Raw genomic sequence first — 6,682 nt, forward strand, 5'->3', positions numbered from 1 at the left:
CCGGCGAGCCACAGTCTCCCTGCACGCGCCTTTGAAGCGCCAATGCCAGCCCGACTACTCGACCGCCTTCACCATGTCCTCGACGACCTTCTTCGCATCCCCGAAGACCATCATCGTCTTGTCCATGTAGAACAGCTCGTTGTCCAGCCCCGCATACCCCGCCGCCATCGACCGCTTGTTGACGATCACCGTCTTGGCCTTGTACGCCTCGAGGATCGGCATCCCGTAGATCGGGCTGCCCTTGATGTGTGCCGCAGGGTTCACCACGTCGTTCGCGCCCAGGATGATCGCGACATCGGCCTGCCCGAACTCGCCGTTGATGTCCTCCATCTCGAACACCTGGTCGTACGGCACCTCGGCCTCGGCCAGCAGCACGTTCATGTGCCCCGGCATGCGCCCGGCCACCGGGTGGATCGCGTACTTCACCGTGATGCCCTTGGCCGTCAGCTTGGCCGCGAGCTCCTTCACCGCATGCTGCGCGCGCGCCACCGCCAGCCCGTAGCCCGGCACGATCACCACCGTCTCGGCGTTGCCGAGCACGAAGGCCGCATCGTCGGCGCTGCCGCTCTTCACGTTGCGCTGCGTCTGCGCACCCGCCACCGCCGTGCCCGCCTCGCCGCCGAAGCCGCCCAGGATCACGTTGAAGAACGAGCGGTTCATCGCCTTGCACATGATGTAGCTCAGGATCGCCCCCGAGGACCCCACCAGTGAGCCGGCGATGATCAGCATGCTGTTGTTCAGGCTGAAGCCGATGCCCGCCGCCGCCCAGCCGGAGTAGCTGTTCAGCATCGACACCACCACCGGCATGTCGGCGCCGCCGATCGGGATGATGATCAGCACGCCCATCACGAAGGCCAGCGCCAGCATGCCGAAGAAGGCCGGCCAGCTTTCGGTGAACACGAACACCAGGCCCAGGCCGACGGTCGCCAGGCCCAGCAGCAGGTTCAGCACATGCTGCCCGGCGAACTGCACCGGCGCGCCCTGGAACAGTCGGAACTTGTACTTGCCCGACAGCTTGCCGAACGCGATCACCGAGCCGCTGAACGTCACCGCCCCGATCGCCGCGCCGAGGAACAGCTCCAGCCGGTTGCCGGCGGGGATCGGATCGCCCTTCGCGACGATGCTGAAGGCATGCGGCTCGGCCACCGCCGCCACCGCGATGAACACCGCCGCCAGGCCGATCATGCTGTGCATGAAGGCGACCAGCTCCGGCATCTTGGTCATCTCGACGCGCTTGGCCATCACCGCGCCGGCCGTGCCGCCCACCAACAGGCCCAGCAGCACCCAGCCGAGGCCGAGCGCGTTGCCATCGGCCAGCTTGACGATCAGCGCCGCCGTGGTCAGCGCCGCGATCGCCATGCCGGCCATGCCGAACAGGTTGCCGCGGATCGACGTGGTCGGGTGCGACAGGCCCTTCAAGGCCTGGATGAAGAAGACGCTGGCCACCAGGTACAGCAGCGTCACGAGGTTCATGCTCATTGCGAGCCCTCCTTCGGCGCGGCGATCGCTTTCTTCTCCTTCTTGCGGAACATCTCCAGCATGCGCCGCGTCACGAGGAAGCCGCCGAACACGTTGACGGCCGCCAGCGCGACCGCCAGCACGCCCATCGTCTTGCCCAGCGGCGTCTCGGTCAGCGCCGCGGCGAGCATCGCGCCGACGATCACGATCGCCGAGATCGCGTTCGTCACCGCCATCAGCGGCGTGTGCAGCGCCGGTGTGACGGTCCACACGACGTGGTAGCCGACGTAGATCGCCAGCACGAAGATGATCAGGTTGGTCAGGGTATGGCTCACGGGATCCATCGTCGCGCTCCTTATTTGCGGGTGACTTGGCCGCCCTGGCTCACCAGGMAGGCCACGACGATGTCGTCGTCCATCGGCACGTGGAACGTGCCCTCCTTCGTCAGCACGAGCTTCAGGAAGTCGAGCACGTTGCGCGCATACAGCGCGCTCGCGTCGGCCGCCACCAGCGCCGGCAGGTTGGTCTCGCCGACCAGCGTGACACCGTGCTTGACCACGATCTTTCCGGCCTCGGTCAGCGGGCAGTTGCCCCCTTGCGCCGCGGCCAGGTCGACGATCACCGAGCCCGGCTTCATCGCCTTCACCATCTCCTCGGTCACCAGCACCGGCGCGGCGCGGCCCGGGATCAGCGCGGTCGTCACGACGATGTCGGCGGCCGCGACGCGCTTGGCCACCTCGACCTTCTGCCGGTCGAGCCAGCTCTGCGGCATCGGCCGCGCATAGCCGCCCACGCCCTCGGCCGCTTCCTTCTCCTCGGCGGTCTCGTACGGCACGTCGATGAACTTCGCGCCCAGCGACTCGACCTGCTCCTTCACCGAGGGCCGCACGTCGCTCGCCTCGATCACCGCGCCCAGGCGCTTGGCGGTCGCGATCGCCTGCAGCCCGGCCACGCCGACGCCGAGGATCACGACGCGCGCCGCCTTCACGGTGCCGGCCGCCGTCATCAGCATCGGGAAAATGCGCTGGTAGCGGTCGGCCGCGATCATGATCGCCTTGTAGCCGGCCAGGTTGGCCTGCGACGACAGCACGTCCATGCTCTGTGCCCGCGTGGTGCGCGGCGCGGCCTCGAGCGCGAAGCTGGTCAGCCCGGCCTCGGCCAGCCGCTGCAGGCCGTCGCGATCGAACGGGTTCAGCATGCCGACCAGCGCGGTGCCCGTCTTCAGCAGCGGCAGCTCGTCCACCGACGGTGCGCGCACTTTCAGCACCAGTTCGGTGCCGAAGGCCCCGGCCCGGTCGACGATCTCGGCACCGGCTGCGGCGTACGCCTCGTCGGTGACGCTGGCAGCGATGCCGGCTCCCGACTGCACGCGCAGCACATGGCCCTGCGCCTTGAGCTTCTTGACCGTCTCCGGGGTCGCGGCGACGCGCGTTTCCCCAGCCGCTGTTTCCAGCGGGACCCCTATCAGCATGGCGGACTCCTCGGGTGCGTTGTTGTGTCGGATCTTGTGTGTGTAACTGGCGCGAGAGCTTACACAAAGCTTTCGCGCTCACAACCGGCACACGCCCTCACGCGATGCAGGGCCACAACACCCGCCCTTAAAATCAGCCGGATGTCCTCCCGTTGGAAACCCAGCGTCACCGTTGCCGCGATCGTCGAACACCTGGGCCGGTTCCTGCTGGTGGAGGAACACACGTCCGACGGCCTGTGCCTGAACAACCCCGCCGGCCACCTCGATCCGGGCGAATCGCCGCTGCAGGGCGTGGTGCGCGAGGCGCTCGAGGAAACCGCCCGCGCCTTCGTGCCGACCGGCATCGTCGGCATCTACCTGTCGCGCTCGCAACGCCCCCGCACGGAGCGCGACGCCGGGCGCGACAACACCTACCTGCGCATCGCGTTCCGCGGCACGGTCGGCGAGCCCGACCTGTCGCGCGCGCTCGACACCGGCATCGTGCGTGCGCTGTGGATGACGCCCGACGAGATCCGCGCGAGCGTGCACCGGCACCGCAGCCCGCTGCTGCTGCGCTGCATCGACGACCACCTGGCGGGCGTCAACCACCCGCTGTCCCTCATCACGACCGACGAGTCGGTCTTTGCGGTCCCCTTGAAGTGAAGAAACAACGCATCGTCGTCGGCCTGTCCGGCGGCGTCGATTCCGCCGTCAGTGCCCACCTGCTGAAGCAGCAGGGGCACGAGGTCATCGGCATCTTCATGAAGAACTGGGAAGACGATGACGACAGTGAGTACTGCTCGACGCGCCAGGATTTCCTCGATGCCGCGAGCGTGGCCGACGTGCTCGGCATCGAGATCGAGCATGTGAACTTCGCTGCCGACTACAAGGACCGGGTGTTCGCCGAGTTCCTGCGCGAGTACCAGGCCGGCCGCACGCCGAACCCCGACGTGCTGTGCAACGCCGAGATCAAGTTCAAGGCCTTCCTCGACCACGCGATGCGCCTCGGCGCCGAGAAGATCGCGACGGGTCACTACGCCCGCGTGCGCGAGCGCGACGGCCGCTTCGAGCTGCTGAAGGGGCTCGATCCGCTGAAGGACCAGAGCTATTTCCTGCACCGGCTGAACCAGGCCCAGCTGAGCAAGACGCTGTTCCCGGTCGGCGAGCTGCCGAAGACCGAGGTGCGCCGCATCGCCGCCGAGATCGGCCTGCCGAACGCCGCCAAGAAGGACTCGACCGGCATCTGCTTCATCGGCGAGCGGCCGTTCCGCGAGTTCCTGAACCGCTACCTGTCCAACAAGCCGGGCCCCATCAAGGACGACCGCGGCCGGGTGATCGGCGAGCACGTCGGGCTGTCGTTCTACACGCTCGGGCAGCGCAAGGGCATCGGCATCGGCGGGCTGAAGGACAAGGGCGCCGTGCGCGGCGGCAGCGAGCACGCGCCGTGGTTCGTCGCCCGCAAGGACATGGCGGCCAACACGCTCTACGCGGTGCAGGGCCAYGACCACCCGTGGCTGCAGTCGCATGCGCTGACGGCGGACGATGCGAGCTGGGTGGCCGGCGCGGCGCCGCTCGCCGGTGCGATGGCCGCGAAGACGCGCTACCGCCAGGCCGATGCCGGCTGCGCGCTCGAAGGCAGCGAGGCCGGGTTCAGCCTGAACTTCGGCGCCGCGCAGTGGGCCGTGACGCCCGGGCAGTCGGCCGTGCTGTACGACGGCGAGGTCTGCCTGGGCGGCGGCGTGATCGCCAGCGCCGGCTGAGTCACAGCAGGCCCGGACAGGATCAGGGCTTGCCCAGGTCCATCGTCCAGTAGCGGCTGTACGCGGCACCGGCCGCGCCCGGCACGCAGGCCACGCCGACCTGCGTGAAGCTCTTGCTCATCAGGTTCGCGCAGTGGCCGGCGCTGTTCTGCCAGCTGGTCATCACGCTGTCGATGCTGTTCTGGCCGGCGGCGATGTTCTCGCCGATGGCGCTCCAGCTGTAGCCCGCCGCGGTGATGCGTTGGGAGAAGGTGCGGCCGTCCTGGCTGTCGTGCGAGAAGTAGTTCTTCGTCGCCATGTCCTGCGAATGGCCCAGGGCCGCCTGCGTCAGCTTGTCGTTCCAGGCCAGCGCCGGCGCGGCCGTGAAGCTGCCCGAGGTGCCGCAATTCTGCGCGCTGGCGCGGAAGGCGTTGATGCGCGCCAGCATCTGCGCATTGAAATCGGGGATGTCGCAGGTGCCGGAGGCCGCGGGGGCAGGGGCAGGGGCCGGCACGCCGGCGTCGGCCGTGCCGGAATCGCTGCTCCCGCCGCAGGCGGCGATGAACATCAACCAGGGCGCCACCAGGCGGGCACGTCGTGAGGAGGTCGACAAGGTCTGTATCCGAAGCCGGGGGCTTCACAGCCTAAACGCACCCGGGAGAAGCAACGCGCCCAAAACGTAAGCGTTTGCTGACCCGGTGCATGCGATGGGCCGAAGCGTGATGCACGGCACGCGCCGCCGGGTGCAGGCTTCAGTCGGTCGACGGCCCGCCGATATCCGAAGGCGGTGCGGCCTTCGCTGCACCAATGCCCCATCGACCGCGATTCCAACCCACCATGCGTCTGCGCCTTCCGTCCCTGACCCGACACAGCCTCTGTGCCACGGCACTGTCGCTGGCCGCCGCCGCCCACGGCGCGGTCGTCAGCGTCGCGGTGACCGATCCGGCGGGCCGCCCGCTGGCCGATGCGGTGGTGATGCTGGAGCCCGCCAGCGGCAAGGCGGCCGTCAAGCCGATGGCCGGCGTCGAGCTCTCGCAGCGCAAGCGCCAGTTCCAGCCGTCGCTGACGGTCGTCACCGTCGGCACGCCGGTCACCTTTCCCAACTTCGACACCGTGCGGCACCACGTCTACTCGTTCTCACCGATCAAGACCTTCGAGCTGAAGCTCTACGCCGGCGTGCCGAATGCGCCGGTGGTGTTCGACAAGCCCGGCGCCGCGGTGCTCGGCTGCAACATCCATGACCGGATGAGCGCCTGGGTGGTCGTCGTCGACACGCCGTACCACGCCCGCACCGGCGCCGACGGACGCGCACGCATCGACGGCCTCCCGCCCGGCAGCTACCGGCTGCGCGGCTGGCATGCCGGCGTCGCGCCTGGCCAGGAGCCGGCGCCGCAGCCGCTCGCGATCGGCGAGGCCGACACACTCGCCGGCCTCCAGCTGCCGGTCGCCGCGGGGAGCGCGCCATGACGCCGACGCCGCTGCGCGAGCTGCTGCACCCGCGCCACTGGCCGCGCTGGATCGCCAGTTCGCTGGGCACGCGCATCGTCGTGCTGTTCCTCGGGCTGCTGCTGCTCGTGCAGGCCGCGAGCTTCCTCGCGATCCGCGCCAGCATCGATCGCAACGCGCGCGCCGCCATCAACGACGAACTGCTGGTCGGCGAACGCGTGCTGACCCGCGTGCTCGACCAGAACGCGCAGAAGCTCACTGAGGGCGCGAGCCTGCTGGCGGCCGACTACGGCTTCCGCGCCGCCGTCAGCAGCAACGATGCCGACACCATCGCGTCGGTGCTCGCCAACCACGGCGAGCGCATCGGCGCCACCGTCACCGCGCTGCTCGACACCGAGTTCCAGCTGCGCGCCGCCGCCCAGCCCGGCCTGCAGGAGCTGCTGCCGGTCACGCAGCGTCTGGCCGCGCGGGCGCTCGCCTCCAAGCGCGCCAGCGAGATCGTCGTGCTCGGCCACCGCCCGTTCCAGCTGGTGATGGTGCCGATGCGCGCGCCGGTGGTGGTCGGCTGGGTGCTGATGGGCTTCCCGAT

The 6,682-nt window shown here is 69.1% G+C and carries 8 protein-coding genes; 4 read left to right on the plus strand and 4 right to left on the minus strand.

Going from position 1 to position 6,682, the window contains the following annotated elements; all coding sequences use genetic code 11:
- Positions 1-54: 54 nt before the first annotated feature.
- The 3 genes from AC1D01_RS15815 to AC1D01_RS15825 are packed head-to-tail and all read right to left on the minus strand — an operon-like array spanning position 55 to position 2,929.
- The gene (locus tag AC1D01_RS15815) at positions 55-1,479 is read right to left on the minus strand and encodes an NAD(P)(+) transhydrogenase (Re/Si-specific) subunit beta (RefSeq protein ID WP_477867818.1); all 1,425 of its coding nucleotides are present in this window, start codon (positions 1,477-1,479) and stop codon (positions 55-57) included.
- Complete coding sequence (locus AC1D01_RS15820) at positions 1,476-1,802, minus strand: NAD(P) transhydrogenase subunit alpha part 2 (protein WP_047501305.1); 327 nt, start codon at positions 1,800-1,802, stop codon at positions 1,476-1,478. Before AC1D01_RS15820 ends, AC1D01_RS15815 begins: the two co-directional genes overlap by 4 nt.
- A gap of 11 nt (positions 1,803-1,813) precedes the next feature.
- Positions 1,814-2,929 carry a Re/Si-specific NAD(P)(+) transhydrogenase subunit alpha gene (locus AC1D01_RS15825; RefSeq protein WP_477867820.1) on the minus strand — a complete coding sequence of 372 codons (1,116 nt, stop codon included), beginning with the start codon at positions 2,927-2,929 and terminating at the stop codon, positions 1,814-1,816.
- Positions 2,930-3,070: 141 nt separating this feature from the next.
- Between AC1D01_RS15825 and AC1D01_RS15830 the strand changes: the two genes are divergently transcribed.
- Together AC1D01_RS15830 and mnmA are read left to right on the plus strand one after the other, a co-directional pair.
- The gene (locus tag AC1D01_RS15830) at positions 3,071-3,571 is read left to right on the plus strand and encodes an NUDIX hydrolase (protein WP_477867822.1); all 501 of its coding nucleotides are present in this window, start codon (positions 3,071-3,073) and stop codon (positions 3,569-3,571) included.
- Positions 3,568-4,668 (plus strand): tRNA 2-thiouridine(34) synthase MnmA, encoded by a 1,101-nt coding sequence (gene mnmA / locus AC1D01_RS15835; protein WP_477867824.1) that lies wholly within the window; start codon positions 3,568-3,570, stop codon positions 4,666-4,668. Before AC1D01_RS15830 ends, mnmA begins: the two co-directional genes overlap by 4 nt.
- Before the next feature lie 22 nt (positions 4,669-4,690).
- On the opposite strand, the gene AC1D01_RS15840 is transcribed toward mnmA, so the two are convergent.
- Entirely contained in the window at positions 4,691-5,260 is a 570-nt protein-coding gene (locus AC1D01_RS15840; RefSeq protein WP_477867826.1) for a CAP domain-containing protein, read from the minus strand.
- A 224-nt stretch (positions 5,261-5,484) separates the two neighbouring features.
- Here AC1D01_RS15840 and AC1D01_RS15845 point away from each other — a divergent pair, with 224 nt between their 5' ends.
- Together AC1D01_RS15845 and AC1D01_RS15850 are read left to right on the plus strand one after the other, a co-directional pair.
- Positions 5,485-6,114, plus strand: a complete 630-nt coding sequence (locus AC1D01_RS15845; protein WP_477867828.1) for a methylamine utilization protein — start codon at positions 5,485-5,487, stop codon at positions 6,112-6,114.
- Positions 6,111-6,682: cache domain-containing protein (locus AC1D01_RS15850; RefSeq protein ID WP_477867830.1), on the plus strand; the 572-nt coding region annotated here is incomplete at its 3' end. The genes AC1D01_RS15845 and AC1D01_RS15850, both read left to right, overlap by 4 nt.

Source organism: Rhizobacter sp. P3_B12 (assembly GCF_056402895.1).

Excerpts from the sequence above, each read along its gene's own strand:
- AC1D01_RS15815 (WP_477867818.1), bottom strand. The coding sequence starts at position 1,479 with ATGAGCATGAACCTCGTGACGCTGCTGTACCTGGTGGCCAGCGTCTTC.
- AC1D01_RS15820 (WP_047501305.1), bottom strand. The coding sequence starts at position 1,802 with ATGGATCCCGTGAGCCATACCCTGACCAACCTGATCATCTTCGTGCTG.
- AC1D01_RS15830 (WP_477867822.1), top strand. The coding sequence starts at position 3,071 with ATGTCCTCCCGTTGGAAACCCAGCGTCACCGTTGCCGCGATCGTCGAA.
- AC1D01_RS15845 (WP_477867828.1), top strand. The coding sequence starts at position 5,485 with ATGCGTCTGCGCCTTCCGTCCCTGACCCGACACAGCCTCTGTGCCACG.